Raw genomic sequence first — 16799 nt, forward strand, 5'->3', positions numbered from 1 at the left:
GAAAAAAGCGGTTTAAGGCAAAAGACGGGCAGGCAACAGACGCATCAGCTGCGTGTCGAGCCAGGCGACGAACGCCGGCGACGGCAGCGCATCCACCGCAAGGTACCACCAGTCGGGCTGGGCGAAGGCGCGGCACTTCACCGCGTCCTTCTCGGTCATGACCAGCGGCAATGACGGCGTAAAATTCAGGACCTCGGCACTGTAAGTCGCGTGGTCGGCAAACCCATGGGGTATCGGCTGCCAGTGTAGCGTTTCAAGGGTATTGAAGAAACGTTGCGGGTTGCCGATGCCGGCGACCGCATGCACCTGCTGGCCCGCCGCAAAATGATCCACTGGCCGGCGCTCGCCGGTTTGCAGGTTGACCAGTGCAGTAGGCTGCAAACGAAAGGCAAAGCCGTCCTCGCGGTCACCAGCGGCGCCGTTGTACAGCAACGCATCGACACTCTGCAGCCGCTCCACCGGTTCGCGCAACGGCCCCGCCGGCAGGCAGCGACGGTTGCCCAGGCCACGGGCGGCATCGATCAGCACCAGTTCAAGGTCGCGGGCCAGGCGGTAATGCTGCAGGCCGTCGTCGGAGAGGATCAGGTCCAGAGTGTCGCTGGCCAGCAGCGCCTTGACCGCACGGCTGCGATCGGGATCGATCATCAAAGGTACGCCGCAGCGCTGCACGATCAATAACGGTTCGTCACCCGCCACCTCGGCGCTGTGGCTGGCTTCGACCCGCCACGGCAACTGTGGTGGCTTGGCGCCATAACCGCGACTGACCACACCCACACGCAAGCCGCTGCGCCGACAGTGTTCGATCAACCACAGGATCAACGGCGTCTTGCCGGTGCCGCCCACGGTAATATTACCGACCACCACCACCGGCACCGGCGATTGGTAAATATCACCCTCTCCCGCCAGGAACCGTGCGCGCTTGCGCTGCACCACCCGGCGATACAGGGACTCCAGCGGCCGCAGTAGCGAAAGTGCCGGGTGGCCCTCGTACCAGGCCTTGAGCAAACGATCGGACATGGCCATCAGGGTTGGCTCGCCGCCTCGACGGTACTCATGCGCAAGTGGCTGAAACCGAGCTTGCCGGCAGCGTCCATCGCGGTGATCACAGCCTGGTGCTGGGTCTTGCCATCGGCACTGATGGACAGCGGCAACTGCGTGTCGCCGCCGGACTCTTTCTGCAAGGCTTCCATCAAGCTGGCAAGGTCGTTTTTCTCCAGCAATTGGTTATTCACCGAAAACACCCCGTCGGCGCTGATGGCGATGTCCAGTTGCTTGACTTGCTGGTCTTCGGCCGGCGAACCGCTCACGGCTTCCGGCAGGTCGACGCGCAGCTCGGTTTGCCGGGTGAAAGTCGTGGTGACGACAAAAAACAGCAGCAGGATAAACACCACGTCGATCAGCGACGCGAGGTTGATATCGACATTTTCCCGTTGCTTGCGGCGAAATTTCACGCTTTGCCCCCAACCAGATCCACGTCGCGGTCGCCCTGCACCACTTCCACCAACTTGATGGCTTCCTGCTCCATGCCCACCACCAGCTCATCAATGCGGCGTTGCAGGAAACGGTGGAAGAACACCGAAGGAATACCCACCATAAGGCCGGCCGCCGTAGTGATCAGTGCCTTGGAGATACCACCGGCCAGCACGGCCGCGTTGGTGGTCATGCCGGAGCCCATGAACGAACTGAAAATGTCGATCATGCCCAACACCGTGCCGAGCAAGCCGAGCAATGGCGCCATGGCGGCGATGGTGCCGAGGGCGTTGATGTAGCGCTCCAGTTCATGAATGACACGGGCGGCGGCCTCTTCGATGCACTCCTTCATGATCTCGCGACCATGCTTGGAATTGGCCAGGCCTGCGGCAAGGATCTCACCCAACGGGGAGTTGGCGCGCAGTTCCTTGAGCTTTTCCTTGTCCAGTTGCTTGTTCTTGATCCAGCCCCAGACCTGCCCCAGCAGATGCTCGGGGGTCACGCGGCTGGCGCGCAGGGTCCACAAGCGTTCGGCGACGATGCCGAGTGCGGCGATGGAGCTCATGATGATCGGCAACATCATCCAGCCGCCGGATTTGACCAATTCCCACACAGTGAATGTCCCCTCGAAAAAGTGCGCCACTTTACCATATAGGTGCGTCGGCTACAGACCCCATCCGCCGAGGCCTTGAACCCCTAGGGTAAGCGCTCGCGCCAGAACCTGCGTTGACTGCGCGCAACGACCGGTGGCGCGAATGCTCCCAGTTGCACACGCACGGCCCCCTGCTCGGCGCTGTCATACACTTGGCTGCCGAGCCGCTGGTAACGTTCCAGCACCTGCGGATGGGGATGGCCGAACGCATTGCCGCGCGCCCGCGAGATCAGCACATTACGGGGGGAGAGCCGCTCGACAAACGCCCAGGACGAAGAGCTGCGACTGCCATGGTGGGGCGCTTGCAGCCACTCGGTGGGCACCGCCAGAGGCGACGCGAGCATGGCCTGTTCGGCTTCGCGGTCGATGTCGCCGGTCAGCAACAGGCGCTCGCCATTGGCCTGCACCTGCAACACGCAGGACTTTGCGTTACCACTGATAGCTCCAGGCCACTGCCAGAGTTCGAACGTTACCCCGTCCCAGGTCCATCGCTCACCGCTGACGCAAGGTTGCGTACCGATAAATGCCGGCAGCCCATCGGTTTCCCCGCCCACCACGCGCTTGATCGGTATGCCCGTGGCAATCGCCGCCGCGCCGCCGGCATGATCCGCATCGGCGTGGCTGAGCAGCATCAGGTCCAATGCCCTCACCCCGAGTTTTCGTAACGACGGCAGCACCACGCGCGCGCCCAGATCAAAGGTTCCGGTACGCGGTCCGGCGTCGTAAAGCAATGCATGGTGGCGCGTGCGCAGAATCAGCGACTGCCCCTGCCCCACGTCCAACTGCACCACCTCCATCTGCCCGTGGGGCACCATCGCCCGCGGAGGGTACACCGCCAGCAACAGCATCGGCCAGCCTAATACGCGAAACGGCACGCCCTTGGGCAGCAGTAGCAACACGACACCCAGCAGACTCACCAGCCAGTAACCCAATGGTACTTGCGCCGGAATCCACGCCGGCATGTGTCCGGCGAGCCACGCCAGCCCCCTGAACAAACCATCCAGAGCGCCGCCCGCCAGCCACAGAAGACCTTCGCCAATAAATGGCAATGGCAGCAATGCGGTCCCCGATAGCGCCAGCGGCAACACCACCAGGCTGATCCACGGCACAGCCACGAGGTTGGCCAGCGGTGCGCTCAGGCTGATGGGCAGTCCCAACACCAACAACACCGGAAACAGCCCAATGGCAATCAGCCACTGCGGTCGGGTCCATGCCTGCCACAGGCTCCACGGCCCCAACCGCCCACCAAACGCCAGAATCAGCACCGCCACCGCCGCAAACGACAACCAGAACCCGGGCTGCAAACTGGCCAACGGCTCCAGCACCAGCACCCCGTTGAGCGCCAGCAGCAACGGCCACCACAGCCCCAGATGCCGGAAGCGCAGCCGCCACACCAACACCAACCCGACCATCACACAAGCCCGTTGCACCGGCACGCCAAACCCTGCGAGCCAGCCGTAGCCCAACGCAGCGCTGAACGCCAGGCCACACGCCCAGGGCAACCACGGCCAGGTTCGCGGCCAGCAACCGTAGCGGGCCAACCCGGCGATCAGCCCATAGATCAAACCCGCCAGCAAACCGATGTGCTGGCCGGAAATGACCAGCAGATGCACGGTGCCCGTGTCCTGCAACACGTGCCAGTCGGCAGCGGCCAACCCTGAGCCGTCGCCCAGTACCAGGGCAACCAGGCCTGCTTCCCGGCCTTGGGCATCCACCGCCAGCAGGCGCTGACGCACGCTGTCGCGCCAGGCATTGCGGGCTGGCGCCAGGCGCTCGCCATCCTTGACCGAGCCCGTGGCGCCGATGCGCTGGGCCAACAGCCAGGCTTCCTGATCAAACCCGTGGAAATTCAGCAACCCGGTCGGACGCTTGAGGGTAACCGCCAGGCGCCAACGTTCACCGCTGCGCACCGGCGGCCCGCCACGCCAGGACACGCGGATGCGTTTGGGTAAGCGGGCATTGCGCGACCGGCTATCGGCCAGTTCGAAGCGCACACCTTCGCCCGTCTGTCGCGGCAACCCGATCACCCGGCCCTCCAGCCAGCGCGTCTGGCCATCCAGGGCAGGCATCAGACGATCATCCAGCGCCCACTGTGCGCTGAGGCATGCCCAACTCAGCCCCAGCAGGAAAAACGCCAGTGGGTAGGTACGAAACGGCAACAACATCAACGCCAGCACCGGCCAGGCAACCAGCCATCCCATAGGCGGCAACGCCGGCAAAAAACGCAGGGCCAGCAGCCCCAGCGCAAACGCGCACATCCCTGTCCTCATGAATCATCCTTTTCAAGTGATCCACTCAGTCTTAGCCGGATGCCCAGGGCGGCCTATGATGTTTTGTCACAAAGTCTGAATTTTCTGTTTATAGAATGCGGGCATACTTGCCCCTCGAACTGACCTGGATCCCTTATGCCCCGGCGCTTATTCAAACGGTACATGCCCGATCCCACGAGTATCAGGGAACATAAGTCATTACAGTTTCTCGGCACGTTGCTGCATGACCCGAACCTCTGGCACCTGAACCGACACTCGGTCGCACGCGCAATGGCCGTGGGTTTGTTCGCCGCGTTTATCCCAATCCCCTTGCAGATGCTGTTAGCCGCGGTCCTGGCGATCACCGTGCGCGGCAACATGCCCATCGCCGTCAGCCTGGTGTGGCTGACCAACCCGATCACCATGCCGGTGGTCTTTATCTGCACCTACATGACCGGCGCCTGGCTGATGAACGTGCCACCGCGCAGCCTGCCCGACGATCTGACCTGGGAATGGATCAGTGGCCAACTGAGCACCTTGTGGCAGCCGTTCCTGCTGGGTTCAGTGGTGTTGGGGCTGGTGCTGGGCGCGCTCGCCTATTGCCTGACCATGGGCTACTGGCGCTGGTGGGTGGCCCACCAGTGGAAAAAGCGCAAACAGCGTCGCGATTAGCAGGCCCGCAAGCGCAGGTGCACGCGCAGGCCTTGCCCGGTATTTTCCGCCCACAGGCTGCCGTCCTGGCGCTGCACGGCGTTGCGGGCGATGCTCAGGCCCAGTCCGAAGCCGCCATCGCCGGGGCGTGAACCGTCCAGGCGAGTAAAAGGCGCGAAGATCCGTTCCAGATCCCCTTCATCGATCCCGCCGCCCTGATCCTCCAGCCAGACATGCCAACAATCACCTTCGCGACGCCCGTCCAGGCTGACCACACCGCCCGACGGTGAATGGCGGATAGCGTTGCGCAAGATGTTTTCCAAAGCCTGGGCCAACGCATTCAGGTTGCCTCGCACCCAGCAGTCCACCCCCAGCAGGCATGGCAGCCGCGACGCTGGCCAGTCGCTCTCATAGCAGGCGTTTTCGCGCAACATGTCCCACAGCGCTTGAAGCTGGATAGCTTCCTGGGGCAGCGGCGCCCGTTCGGTGTCGAGCCAGGCCAGTTGCAGGCTGTCTTCCACCAGGCGTTGCATCGCGTCGATTTCACGGCCGAGCCGCTCGCGCAGCTGCGTCAGGTCTTGCTCACTGTCACAGGCCACTCGCAGTCGACTCAGCGGGGTGCGCAGCTCATGGGACATGTCTCGCAGCAACTGTTGCTGCAACACCACGGTGCCCTGCAAACGCTCGGACATATGGTCGAACGCTCGCCCCAGTTCGCCCAACTCATCCTGGCGACTGGTGGCGTCGTGGGACAACCGCGTATTCAACTGATCGGCGCGCCAGGCATTGGCCTGCTCGCGCAGTTGATTGAGGGGCATGATCAGCAGCCGATACAGGCCGATGCACAGCAACAGGGTAAACAGGCCGGGAATCACCCCGTTGGTCACCACTCGCCAGAACAGTTGGTAGCGCCCCGGCATAAAGCGCTGGGGTAACTCGATCACCAGCGACCCCGCATGGGGGTCGGTCGGAAACGGGATCTTCAGCCATGGCAGGCCTTTGACATGCCGGCTCACCGGCCAATCCAACCCACGCAGAAAGGTCAGTCGCTGGCTTTCGTTGTCGCTCAGCGGGATGCTGCTCAACGATTGCAGGTCATTGCCGATCACGCCTATCCAGGTACTTTCACGCTTGCCCATCGCCTGCAGCCAAGCGTCGACGCCGACACTGCCATCGCGACTCCACGCCTGCTCAGCCGCGACCGCATAACCACTCAAGGTGACTCGCGCCTCATCGGACAGGTAGGCGTTCTTCTGCTCCATGTAGCGGCCCCAGGACCAACTGAGCCAGATCATCAGCAAGCAAAAGGCGATCAGCAGGCAGGCCAGCTTCCAGAATAACGAGTGCCGGCCCGGCAGCCGTTTCAAGGGGCGTTCAAAGCCCGTCATCGTGACCGCTCAGCACATAGCCCTTGCCCCACACCGTGCGCACTTCGCGCTCGGTGTAGTTGATCGCCTTGAGCTTGCGGCGGATCTGGCTGATATGCATGTCGAGGCTGCGGTCATGGGGCGCATAACCGCGTTGCAGCACATGCTGGTACAGGAAAGGTTTGCTGAGGACTTCTTCGCTGTTGCGATGCAGGGTTTCCAGCAGGCGGAATTCGCTGCGGGTCAAGCCGGCCCAGTGGTCAAGATGGAAGACATCACACCGTTCATCATCGAAACGCAGGGTGCGGGCATCGTCGTGCACCGGCGCCGAGATCGGCAGCGGACGCCGGTCGAGGGCCACCCGGCGCAGGATGGCTTCGATGCGTACGCGCAGCTCGATCATGCTGAACGGCTTGGGCAGATAGTCATCGGCCCCCAGGCGAAAACCACTGATGCGATCGGCTTCGGCGCCCAGTGCAGACATCAGGATCACCGGGATCGAATGGCTCTGGCGCAGATGAGTGAGGATCGACAGGCCGTCCATCCCCGGCAACAGGATATCCATCAACACCACGTCAAAGGCCTGCTCGCGCGCCATCTGCAGGCCCTGCTGGCCATTCTGGCACCAGGTCACGTGGAAACCACAGCGGCCCAGGTGCTCATGGACATAAGCGCCCAGCACGGGGTCATCTTCAATAGTCAGGATACTGGGTAGGCCAATTGCTGCGGGATTCATTAGTATCTGCAAGTCATTCTCAATGGCTGATTATTCAAGATTACCCCGCCACAGGCAATCGCCACCGGGCGCCGAATGGCGCGAAGATTGCCGTATGTCATTAATTTGCAAGATTCCACGCTGCGCAAATGGCTACACTGCGCAGGTGGCGCGGGCCGGATGCCCGTGTGAATCGTCGATATCAATGTGGTAGCAGGAGAGTGGCGTGCTGACAAGAATGGGGATAAAAGGCCGCGTACTGTTGCTGACCTTATTACCGACCAGCCTGATGGCTTCGTTGCTGGGCGGCTATTTCACCTGGATGCAGTTGTCGGAACTGCAGACCCAGTTGCTGCAACGTGGCGAAATGATCGCCGAGCAGTTGGCGCCACTGGTGGCGCCCGCCTTGAGTGCACGCAACACCGACCTGCTGGAGCGCATCGCCACCCAGTCCCTGGAGCAGCCGGACGTGCGCACCGTGTCGTTCCTCAGCCCGGACCGTGCGACCCTCGCCCACGCCGGCCCGACCATGCTCAACCAGGCACCCATCGGCAACAGCTCACACCTGTTGCAACGCACCGGCAATGACGCCACGCGCTACCTGCTGCCGGTGTTTGGCCGCCATCGCAACCTCGCCGGCGACCTGATCCCGGATGAAGCCGACCGCCTGCTGGGCTGGGTCGAGGTGGAACTGTCCCACAATGGCATGTTGCTGCGTGGCTACCGCAGCCTGTTCGCCAGCCTGCTGCTGATCGCCATCGGCCTGATCTGCACCGCGGCACTGGCGCTGCGCATCAGCCGCACCATCAACGCGCCGATCGGCCAGATCAAGCAAGCCGTGGCCCAGCTCAAGGACGGCAACCTGGAAACCCGCCTGCCGCCCCTGGGCAGCCAGGAACTGGACCAGCTCGCCTCTGGCATCAACCGCATGGCCGAGACCCTGCAGAACGCCCAGGAAGAACTGCAACACAGCATCGACCAGGCCACCGAAGACGTACGCCAGAACCTGGAAACCATCGAGATCCAGAACATCGAGCTGGACCTGGCGCGCAAGGAGGCGCTGGAGGCCAGTCGCATCAAGTCGGAGTTCCTGGCCAACATGAGCCATGAGATCCGCACGCCGCTCAACGGCATCCTGGGGTTTACCCACTTGCTGCAAAAGAGCGAGCTGACCCCGCGTCAACTCGACTACCTGGGCACCATCGAAAAATCCGCCGACAACCTGCTGGGCATCATCAACGAGATCCTCGACTTCTCGAAAATCGAAGCCGGCAAGCTGGTCCTCGACAGCATTCCGTTCAACCTGCGGGACTTGCTGCAAGACACCCTGACCATCCTCGCCCCCGCCGCCCATGCCAAACAGCTCGAACTTGTCAGCCTGGTCTACCGCGACACGCCGCTGGCATTGGTCGGCGACCCGCTGCGCCTCAAGCAGATCCTCACCAACCTGATCAGCAACGCGATCAAGTTCACCCGCGAAGGCACCATCGTGGCGCGAGCGATGATCGAGGACGAGCAGGAAGACAGCGTGCAATTGCGCATCAGCGTGCAGGACACCGGCATCGGCCTGTCCAACCAGGACGTGCGTGCCCTGTTCCAGGCCTTCAGCCAGGCTGACAACTCACTGTCGCGCCAACCCGGCGGCACGGGCTTGGGCCTGGTGATTTCCAAGCGCCTGATCGAACAGATGGGCGGCGAAATCGGCGTCGACAGCACGCCGGGCGAAGGCTCGGAGTTCTGGATCAGCCTCAACCTGCCCAAGACCCGCGACGACGTGGAAGACCTGCCGTCGGCGCCCCTGCTGGGCCATCGTGTCGCCTTGCTGGAAAACCACGAATTGGCACGCCAGGCGCTGCAACACCAATTGGAAGACTGCGGCCTGGACGTCACGCCGTTCACCAGCCTGGAAAGCCTGACCAACGGCATTACCAGTGCCCACCAGACCGAGCAAGCCATTGACCTTGCGGTCCTTGGTGTTACTGCCAACGACATCCCGCCCGAGCGCCTCAACCAGCACCTGTGGGACCTCGAACACCTGGGCTGCAAAGTGCTGGTGCTGTGCCCCACCACCGAACAGATGCTGTTCAATCAGTCCGTACCCAATCCCAACAGCCAATTGCAGGCCAAGCCGGCCTGTACGCGCAAATTGCGGCGTGCCTTGTCCGACCTGATCAGCCCGCGCCCCACGCGCAGCGAACCCGGCGAACCCTTGTCCAGCCGGGCACCGCGTGTACTGTGTGTGGATGACAACCCGGCGAACCTGTTGCTGGTCCAGACCCTGCTGGAAGACATGGGCGCCCGGGTACGCGCCGTGGAAAGCGGTTATGCGGCCATCGACGCGGTGAAGCAGGACACCTTCGACCTGGTGCTGATGGATGTGCAAATGCCCGGCATGGACGGCCGCCAAAGCACCGAGGCGATCCGCCAGTGGGAAAGCGAACGCAGCGGCACGCCATTGCCGGTAGTCGCCCTCACCGCCCACGCCATGGCCAACGAAAAACGCGCCTTGCTGCAAAGCGGCATGGACGACTACCTGACCAAACCCATCAGCGAACGCCAACTGGCCCAGGTGGTGTTGAAATGGACCGGCCTGGCCCTGCGCAATCAGGGGCCGGAGCGCGCGACCGACAACCTCGGCCCTGGCGTGCAATTTCCGGTGCTCGATCACGAGGAAGGTCTGCGCCTGGCGGCCGGCAAGGCTGATTTGGCAGCAGACATGCTCGCCATGTTGCTTGCCTCCCTGGAAGCCGACCGACTCGCCATCACCATTGCCCGTGACGCCAACGACAACAACGCCCTCATTGAACGGGTGCATCGTCTGCACGGCGCCACCCGTTACTGTGGCGTACCGCAACTGCGCGCCGCCTGCCACCGTGCCGAAACCCTGCTCAAGCAGGATGACGCCAAGGCCATGCATGCGCTGGACGAACTGGACATGGCGATTGCACGGCTGGCCAGCGAGGCGCGGGTCAGCGCCTGAGAGACTTTGACGCCGATCAGCTGTGGGAGGGGGCTTGCCCCGATAGCGTCGTATCAGTCGAAGCATCTGTAGCTGACACACCCTAATCGGGGGCAAGCCCCCTCCCACAGTTGTCCAGCGTTTCCAACTGATTAATTGCGGGGAGCCTTTTGATGCGCGTGATTCTATTCAGCAGCCAAACCTACGACCGCGACAGCTTTCTCGGCGAACCGTTGCCCGTAGGCCTGGAGCTGCAATTCCAGCCCGCCCGGCTCAACCTCGACACCGTGGCCCTGGCCGAACATCACGAGGTAGTCTGCGCCTTTATCAACGATGACCTCAGCGCCCCGGTGCTGGAGCAGTTGGCCAAGGGCGGCACGCGGTTGATCGCCCTGCGCTCGGCGGGCTACAACCATGTGGACCTGGCCGCCGCCAAGCGCCTGGGCCTGACCATCGTGCGCGTACCGGCCTACTCGCCCCATGCGGTGGCCGAACACGCCGTCGCGCTGATCCTCGCCCTCAACCGCCGCCTGCCCCGCGCCTGCAACCGTACCCGCGACGGCGATTTCAGCCTGCATGGCCTCACCGGTTTCGACCTGGTGGGCAAGACCGTCGGCGTGGTCGGCACCGGACAGATCGGCGCCACCTTCGCCAACATCATGGCCGGCTTCGGCTGCCGGCTGCTGGCCTACGACCCCTTCCCCAACCCGCAGGTCCAGGCCCTGGGCGCGCAGTACGTGAGCCTGCCCGAACTGCTGGCCCAGGCGCAGATCATCAGCCTGCACTGCCCGCTCACCGCCGACAGCAAACACCTGATCAACGCCCGCTCCCTGGCGCAGATGCAACCGGGTGCGATGCTGATCAACACCGGTCGCGGTGGGCTGGTCGACACCCCGGCGCTGATCAAGGCGCTCAAGGACGGCCAGCTCGGCTACCTCGGTCTGGATGTCTATGAGGAAGAAGCGCAGTTGTTTTTCGAGGACCGCTCTGATCTGCCCTTGCAGGACGACGTGCTCGCACGCCTGCTGACCTTCCCTAACGTGATCATCACTGCCCACCAGGCGTTTCTGACCCGCGAGGCCCTGGCCGCCATCGCCGGCACGACGTTGGCCAACATTGCCGCCTGGGCCGATGGCCGGGCACAGAACCTCGTCGAAGGATGATCAGTGGTTACATACCAGGCTCATGATGAGCCAGCACCCGTGATAGGATGCCGCGCCTATTTGGAGGATCCATGGCCGAACACGATTTCCGCTTCAGTTTGCTGAGCCCGCAACACACCCTGATCGAATGCCGCGCCCTGGTGCCGGGCCGTTACCAGGTCACCGGCAACGGTGGCTCGATCAAGCATGGCGACGTTCTGATCGTCTCCCTGCGCGGCAGTAAAACCCTGTCGATGCGCCTCACCGTCGAAGGTGACGCGCGCTACTCCATCCGCCCGGCGGGCCAGTGGGTCGCCATGGCCCAGGGGCCGAAGTTCGGGGAGTTGGAGATTCACACCTGGAAGGTCAACTGCGACAGCTGCGACGCCGTGTTGGACTTCGAGTTTGCGGTGGAAACCAAGCTGACCAAAGAACCGCTGCAACCGGCCGCCAATGCGCGGATCGCCGAGTTGGGCTGGACCAGCGAGGGCGACAAGCACCGCTGCCCGAAATGCCAGAAGGCTGCGCAATGAGAGGCCTGTTTCTGCTCGCCGCCCTCGGGGCGGGCCTGACCGGCTGTGCCGGCGACGCGGTCAAGCTCAAACAGGATCACAGCTACGTGGTGGAATGGATTGGCGAGCGGCCGCTGATGGATTACGCGCACCTGACCGTCACCCTCGGCGCCGATGGTCGCGCCTATGGCAACGGCGGCTGCAACCATTGGTTCGCGCCCTACACCGTCGACGGTCAAAAGCTCAGCTTCGGCCAGATCGGCAGCACCCGCAAACTCTGCGCCGAAGCGTTGATGGAACAGGAACACCGCTTCTTCCAGGCCCTGCAAGGCGTGCAGCGCTGGGATATCTCGCCGATCGAGCAGACCCGGTTCTGGCCGGCCGAGGGCAAACCGATCCGCCTGTGGCTCGAAGAAGGCTGATTTTCCCAATCCATGGATTGATGGAAGCTAAATGTGGGAGGGGGCTTGCCCCCGATGGCGGTGTAACAGTCAACTGATGGAGTGACTGACACACAGCTATCGGGGGCAAGCCCCCTCCCACATTTGATTCCGGGTAGCCCCTAGCCGCGCAAGGCCTTGAGCCTGGCCAGCACGCCTTCCGCCGTCTGCTCGCCCATCAACGTCTCGCGCACCTTGCCCTTGTCATCGATGATGTAGGTCACCGGCAACGCTTCGCTGCGTGGAATATCGAAAATCTCTTCCGGGTTCTGCGCCAGCACCGTGAACTTGATGCCCAGCTTGTCGCTGGCGGCTTTCAGCTCTTCGCCCTGGACATTGTCGAAGTTGACCCCGAACACGCCCACGTTCTGCGCCTTCAACTGTTCGGCCAAGGCATTGAGCTCGGGGATTTCCGTGCGGCACGGACCACACCATTCGGCCCAGTAATTGACCACCAGCCACTGCTTGTCCAAGCGTTCGGACGCCACCTTCTTGCCAAATTGGTCAACGCCGTAATCGTTACCGCAGCCGCTGAGCAGCAGGGTTGTGATGATCGCCAATGCACCGATCAGTCGCCTTGTCATGGGGTAATCCTTCGCAAAAATGAACGTTGGCTGCGGCCTATCGCCTCTTACGGTTTAAGGACAGGTCGCTGCACGGGTAGAATACCCGCCACCTTACGCAAGATGCGACCCGCACATGACCGATCTGACGCTTTATCACAACCCGCGCTGCTCGAAATCCCGCGGTGCGCTGGAGCTGCTGGAGGCCCGTGGCCTCACCCCCACCGTCGTACGCTACCTGGAAACCCCGCTGGACGCCGCGCAACTCAAGGCGCTGCTCGGCAAGCTGGGTATCAGCGCGCGCCAACTGCTGCGCACCGGCGAAGATGAATACAAAACCCTGAACCTGGCCGACGCCAGCCTCAGCGAAGCCCAGTTGATCGCCGCCATTGCCGATCACCCGAAATTGATGGAACGCCCGATCCTGGAAACCGCCGACAAAGCCGTCATCGGCCGGCCGCCGGAAAACGTACTGGAGATCCTGCCGTGACGTCGCCGTATGTGCTGGTGCTGTATTACAGCCGCAATGGCTCGGTCAGCGAAATGGCCCGGCAGATTGCCCGGGGCATCGAGCAAGGCGGGATGGAGGCACGCTTGCGCACCGTGCCGGCGATCTCCACCGAGTGCGAAGCCGTGGCACCGAGCATTCCGGAGGAAGGCGCGCTGTATGCCAGCCTCGACGACCTGAAACACTGCTCCGGCCTGGCCCTGGGCAGCCCGACCCGCTTCGGCAACATGGCCGCGCCGCTCAAGTACTTCATCGACGGCACCAGCAACCTGTGGCTCACCGGCGCCCTCGTCGGCAAGCCGGCCGGGGTGTTTACCTCCACGGCCAGCCTGCACGGCGGCCAGGAAACCACGCTGATGTCGATGCTGCTGCCGTTGCTGCACCACGGCATGCTGATCACCGGCCTGCCCTACAGCGAACAGGCCTTGCTCGATACCCAGGGCGGCGGCACGCCCTATGGTGCCAGCCATCACGCCGGGCCGGACGGCAAGCGCATGCTCGACCAGCATGAGATCGCCCTGTGCCGCGCCCTGGGGCTACGCCTGGCGAACACCGCCACCCTGCTGGAGGGCGGTCGTGGCCAGGAAGCCTAAGGTCCTGCCGCCCCAGGCGTGGTTGGAGCCACGGGTCAGAATTGCTCGCGCGCTGAGCCTGCTGGCGTTTTTTGGCCTGGTGGGGTTGCTGTGCGTGTACTACCTGTTCGTTGCTGATCTGCACGGCGCACGGCCGTGGGTGATCCTGCTGATCGAACTGGTGCCCTTGCTGGTGCTGGCGCCAGGCATGCTGCTGGGCAGCGCGCGCGGGCACTCATGGATGTGCTTTGTGGTGAACCTGTATTTCATCAAGGGCGCGCTGGCGGCGTATGACCCGAACCGGCAGTGGTTCGGGGTGCTGGAGATGCTGGCGAGCCTGGCGGTGTTTTGCACGGCACTGTTGTATGTGCGCTGGCGGCATCAGTTGAACCGGCGGTTGGCAGCGGCCTGAAGCCCCTCATCGGGGGCAAGCCCCCTCCCACACTGTTACCGCGCCGCCTATCCAATGTGGGAGGGGGCTTGCCCCCGATGGCATCATCCCGGCCTCAATGGTTGACGGTGTACGCCAACATCATCGACAACTGGCACATCGGCCGTCCACTCTCGGCGTGCCACTGGTTGAACGCGCCCTGCACCGTCGCCAGGTCGCGCAGGCTGGTCGGCGCCTTGTCGACGATCTTCTGCGCGTTCAACGCCGCCACTACGTCATAACTCGGCACAAAGGTATCCTTGCCGACCATGCGTAAAAAGCGCGGCGCTGACAACCCGCCGAGCTGGTGGCCGTGTTTGCTCAGGTACTTCCACAAGCCGACAATGTCGGTCACCGGCCAATCGGCGATAAACGCGCCGAAGCTGCCCTTCTCCTGCTCGATATCCAGGATCATCTGCGCATTGCGCGGCACGCTCTTGAGCTTGCCCAGATGGCGGATGATGCTGGTGTCCTGCATCAGCCGCTCCAGGTGCTCGGCGCCCATCAGTACGACTTTTTCCGGATCGAAGCCGAAAAACACCTTTTCGAACGCCGGCCACTTGGCGTCCACCACGCTGTGCTTCAAGCCTGCACGAAACACGCGCAACGCCAGGGTCGACAGGTAGCGATCATCACTGATCTTGCGTAATTGCGCCGCAGTCTTGGGCACAGGCAGGTGGGCTTCCAGCTCGGCCGCCGAACCGAAGCGGTTCAGACAATATTCGTGCAGCCACTTGTAATCGCGCATGCCCTCTCCTGGCAATTGAATGGAAAACGGCGCCCGCGAGCGCCGTGTGTCAGAGCCTTGAATGGGCTCAGAGGTTCACAACATTGACGAAGCGCGACGCGGCGGTCTCATCGATTTTCAGGCTGGTGAAGTCGAACAGGTTGCGGTCGGCCAACTGTGAGGGGATAACGTTCTGCAGGCTGCGGAAGATGCTTTCGGTGCGGCCCGGGGTCTTGCGCTCCCAGTCCAGCAGCATTTCCTTGACCACCTGGCGCTGCAGGTTCTCCTGGGAGCCACACAGGTTGCACGGGATGATCGGGAATTGCTTGAAGTCGGAGTAAGCCTGGATGTCTTTCTCGTTGCAATACGCCAGCGGGCGGATCACCACGTTGCGCCCGTCATCGGCACGCAGCTTGGGCGGCATGGCCTTGAGCGAGCCGTTGAAGAACATATTCAGGAAGAAGGTCTCGACGATATCGTCGCGATGATGCCCCAGGGCCATCTTGGTCGCGCCAATCTCATCGGCGAAGGTGTACAGCGTGCCACGGCGCAGGCGCGAACACAGCGAGCAGGTGGTCTTGCCTTCCGGGATCAGTTCCTTGACCACCGAGTAGGTGTCTTTCTCGACGATGTGGTACTCGATGCCCAGTTCCTTGAGGTAGGCCGGCAGCACATGCTCAGGGAAGCCCGGTTGTTTCTGGTCCATGTTGACGGCGACGATCTCGAACTTGATCGGTGCGACCTTTTGCAGGTGCAACAGCACGTCGAGCATGGTGTAGCTGTCTTTGCCGCCGGAGAGGCAGACCATGACCTTGTCGCCGTCCTCGATCATATTGAAATCGGCGACCGCTTCACCGGCCAGGCGACGCAGGCGTTTTTGCAGTTTGTTCTGGTTGACCGTAAGAGTGCCCATGGCGCTTGGATCCGCTGGAGGTGTGTGACGAAAAGCCCAGCATTTTACCGATAAGAATCACCGAGTTCCAATGTGGGAGGGGGCTGCATTCCAATCTGCGATTAACCCCAACGTTTACAGCGCAATTTGCTCTAAAGGCCCTACAGTTATTCCGGTCATCCCTTCCTATACTGCGACAAGAGGTCGCACAGCTATCCAGGACCTTTGAGGCCATTTGGCTCGTGGGCGCTCCGATGGGGGGCGATGGCAATAACGACAGGAGTGACTGGCATGATCCATCACGTCGTGGGGCTTTTTACCCATCCCGACCAGGAATGGCGGGAAATCCGTGGCGATAAAGAAGAAAGCATCGGCCACATGTACCTCACTCACACCCTGATTCTCGCGGCGATTCCCGCCGTTTCCGCGTTTATCGGTACCACCCAGGTCGGCTGGGTCATCGGCAACCGCGCGCCAGTGATGCTGACTCAGGAAAGCGCACTGTGGATGACCATCATGTCCTACGCCGCGATGCTCGCCGGCGTGGCGGTGATGGGTGCATTCATTCACTGGATGGCGCGTACCTATGACGCCAACCCGAGCATGGCCCGCTGCGTGGCGTTTGCCACCTACACCGCCACGCCACTGTTCATCGGCGGGCTGGCGGCGCTCTATCCACATATGTGGCTGGGCATGGTGGTAGGCACGGCGGCCATCTGCTACACGGTGTACCTGCTTTATGTAGGTGTGCCGACCTTTATGAACATTGATCCGGATGAAGGCTTCCTGTTTTCCAGTTCCATACTGGCCGTGGGGCTGGTGGTGCTGGTGGCGATCATGGCCTTTACCGTGATTGTCTGGGGCTTGGGCGTAGGCCCGATCTATACCAACTGAGCAGATGAACCGTGGGCAAAGCCACCGCAAGGTGGCTTTGTGCATCATGCATGACC

Annotated in this window: 18 protein-coding genes; 9 read left to right on the plus strand and 9 right to left on the minus strand. The window is 62.6% G+C overall.

What is annotated here, in order from left to right; all coding sequences use genetic code 11:
- Positions 1–12 precede the first annotated feature (12 nt).
- The 4 genes from lpxK to BMX59_RS17040 all read right to left on the minus strand — a co-directional run bounded on the left by lpxK (position 13) and on the right by BMX59_RS17040 (position 4392).
- Positions 13–1023: a tetraacyldisaccharide 4'-kinase gene (lpxK, locus tag BMX59_RS17025; protein ID WP_093123764.1), complete on the minus strand. Its 1011-nt coding sequence runs from the start codon at positions 1021–1023 to the stop codon at positions 13–15.
- On the minus strand, positions 1023–1451 hold the full coding sequence (locus tag BMX59_RS17030; protein ID WP_058425436.1) for an ExbD/TolR family protein: 429 nt from the start codon (positions 1449–1451) through the stop codon (positions 1023–1025). The genes lpxK and BMX59_RS17030 overlap by 1 nt, the downstream gene beginning before the upstream one ends.
- Positions 1448–2083, minus strand: a complete 636-nt coding sequence (locus tag BMX59_RS17035; protein WP_058425437.1) for a MotA/TolQ/ExbB proton channel family protein — start codon at positions 2081–2083, stop codon at positions 1448–1450. The genes BMX59_RS17030 and BMX59_RS17035 overlap by 4 nt, the downstream gene beginning before the upstream one ends.
- An 83-nt stretch (positions 2084–2166) precedes the next feature.
- Entirely contained in the window at positions 2167–4392 is a 2226-nt protein-coding gene (locus tag BMX59_RS17040) for a DNA internalization-related competence protein ComEC/Rec2 (RefSeq protein ID WP_256572973.1), read from the minus strand.
- 135 nt (positions 4393–4527) lie between these two features.
- Between BMX59_RS17040 and BMX59_RS17045 the strand changes: the two genes are divergently transcribed.
- Positions 4528–5043 (plus strand): DUF2062 domain-containing protein, encoded by a 516-nt coding sequence (locus tag BMX59_RS17045; protein ID WP_093123771.1) that lies wholly within the window; start codon positions 4528–4530, stop codon positions 5041–5043.
- Here the strand turns inward: BMX59_RS17045 and BMX59_RS17050 are convergent.
- Both BMX59_RS17050 and BMX59_RS17055 read right to left on the minus strand, forming a co-directional pair.
- Entirely contained in the window at positions 5040–6410 is a 1371-nt protein-coding gene (locus BMX59_RS17050) for a sensor histidine kinase (RefSeq protein ID WP_093123776.1), read from the minus strand. The two genes, BMX59_RS17045 and BMX59_RS17050, sit on opposite strands and share 4 nt — an antisense overlap.
- Positions 6397–7125 (minus strand): response regulator transcription factor, encoded by a 729-nt coding sequence (locus tag BMX59_RS17055; protein WP_093123780.1) that lies wholly within the window; start codon positions 7123–7125, stop codon positions 6397–6399. Before BMX59_RS17055 ends, BMX59_RS17050 begins: the two co-directional genes overlap by 14 nt.
- Positions 7126–7330: 205 nt before the next feature.
- Between BMX59_RS17055 and BMX59_RS17060 the strand changes: the two genes are divergently transcribed.
- The 4 genes from BMX59_RS17060 to BMX59_RS17075 all read left to right on the plus strand — a co-directional run bounded on the left by BMX59_RS17060 (position 7331) and on the right by BMX59_RS17075 (position 12139).
- Complete coding sequence (locus BMX59_RS17060) at positions 7331–10084, plus strand: response regulator (protein WP_092245126.1); 2754 nt, start codon at positions 7331–7333, stop codon at positions 10082–10084.
- Between the two features lie 152 nt (positions 10085–10236).
- Positions 10237–11226 (plus strand): 2-hydroxyacid dehydrogenase, encoded by a 990-nt coding sequence (locus BMX59_RS17065; RefSeq protein ID WP_092245123.1) that lies wholly within the window; start codon positions 10237–10239, stop codon positions 11224–11226.
- A gap of 71 nt (positions 11227–11297) precedes the next feature.
- Positions 11298–11738, plus strand: a complete 441-nt coding sequence (locus BMX59_RS17070; RefSeq protein WP_071491872.1) for a hypothetical protein — start codon at positions 11298–11300, stop codon at positions 11736–11738.
- Positions 11735–12139: an META domain-containing protein gene (locus tag BMX59_RS17075; protein ID WP_093123788.1), complete on the plus strand. Its 405-nt coding sequence runs from the start codon at positions 11735–11737 to the stop codon at positions 12137–12139. The genes BMX59_RS17070 and BMX59_RS17075 overlap by 4 nt, the downstream gene beginning before the upstream one ends.
- A 140-nt stretch (positions 12140–12279) precedes the next feature.
- Here the strand turns inward: BMX59_RS17075 and BMX59_RS17080 are convergent, their stop codons facing one another.
- Positions 12280–12741 carry a TlpA disulfide reductase family protein gene (locus BMX59_RS17080; RefSeq protein ID WP_071491874.1) on the minus strand — a complete coding sequence of 154 codons (462 nt, stop codon included), beginning with the start codon at positions 12739–12741 and terminating at the stop codon, positions 12280–12282.
- Positions 12742–12856: 115 nt separating this feature from the next.
- Here BMX59_RS17080 and arsC point away from each other — a divergent pair, with 115 nt between their 5' ends.
- Genes arsC through BMX59_RS17095 form a run of 3 tightly spaced genes read left to right on the plus strand, consistent with a single transcriptional unit; the run spans position 12857 to position 14212 of the window.
- On the plus strand, positions 12857–13210 hold the full coding sequence (arsC, locus tag BMX59_RS17085) for an arsenate reductase (glutaredoxin) (RefSeq protein ID WP_092245120.1): 354 nt from the start codon (positions 12857–12859) through the stop codon (positions 13208–13210).
- A complete protein-coding gene (wrbA, locus tag BMX59_RS17090) occupies positions 13207–13821 on the plus strand; it encodes an NAD(P)H:quinone oxidoreductase (protein ID WP_071491876.1) in 615 nt (204 codons plus the stop codon). Before arsC ends, wrbA begins: the two co-directional genes overlap by 4 nt.
- Positions 13805–14212, plus strand: a complete 408-nt coding sequence (locus BMX59_RS17095) for a DUF2069 domain-containing protein (RefSeq protein ID WP_071491877.1) — start codon at positions 13805–13807, stop codon at positions 14210–14212. Before wrbA ends, BMX59_RS17095 begins: the two co-directional genes overlap by 17 nt.
- A gap of 94 nt (positions 14213–14306) precedes the next feature.
- On the opposite strand, the gene BMX59_RS17100 is transcribed toward BMX59_RS17095, so the two are convergent.
- Entirely contained in the window at positions 14307–14978 is a 672-nt protein-coding gene (locus tag BMX59_RS17100) for a DNA-3-methyladenine glycosylase I (protein WP_071491878.1), read from the minus strand.
- Positions 14979–15045: 67 nt separating this feature from the next.
- Positions 15046–15870 (minus strand): tRNA 2-thiocytidine(32) synthetase TtcA, encoded by an 825-nt coding sequence (gene ttcA, locus BMX59_RS17105; protein WP_058425451.1) that lies wholly within the window; start codon positions 15868–15870, stop codon positions 15046–15048.
- Between the two features lie 270 nt (positions 15871–16140).
- Here ttcA and BMX59_RS17110 point away from each other — a divergent pair, with 270 nt between their 5' ends.
- Positions 16141–16743, plus strand: a complete 603-nt coding sequence (locus BMX59_RS17110; protein WP_058425452.1) for a Yip1 family protein — start codon at positions 16141–16143, stop codon at positions 16741–16743.
- Positions 16744–16799 lie beyond the last annotated feature (56 nt).

Origin of the sequence: Pseudomonas sp. NFR09 (assembly GCF_900111535.1) — a bacterium.
GTDB classification, from domain to species: domain Bacteria; phylum Pseudomonadota; class Gammaproteobacteria; order Pseudomonadales; family Pseudomonadaceae; genus Aquipseudomonas; species Aquipseudomonas extremorientalis.